The organism is Staphylococcus sp. HMSC14C01 (genome assembly GCF_001808085.1).
In the GTDB taxonomy this organism is placed as follows: domain Bacteria; phylum Bacillota; class Bacilli; order Staphylococcales; family Staphylococcaceae; genus Staphylococcus; species Staphylococcus hominis.
The window spans coordinates 19,802-20,061 of record NZ_KV792020.1 but is presented as its reverse complement, the minus strand read 5'-3'; the positions used below and the strand labels follow the sequence as shown (position 1 = coordinate 20,061).

The following is a 260-nucleotide window of genomic DNA, read 5'->3' as shown; positions in this document are numbered from 1 at the left end:
AAAAAATCAGAAGCAAGACAAGCAATTGATGAAGTAGCAAAAGTAAAAAAAGAAAAAATTAATCAAATGCTAGATGCAACTGAAGAAGAAAAAGAAGTAGCAAAACAAAAAGTAGATGAAGAAGCTACAAAATCAAAAGATAATATTGATCAAGCTACAACAAATGATGCAGTGGATCAAGCAAAAACAACAGGAAATACAGAGATCAATAATATTCAACCAGAAGTGGTTAAAAAATCAGAAGCAAGACAAGCAATTGA

Annotated in this window: 1 protein-coding gene; it reads left to right on the top strand. The window is 30.0% G+C overall.

Annotated elements, in window-relative coordinates; translation table 11 throughout:
* A partial coding sequence (locus HMPREF3131_RS11280; protein ID WP_176743901.1) for a DUF1542 domain-containing protein occupies positions 1–260 on the top strand: 260 nt, incomplete at both ends.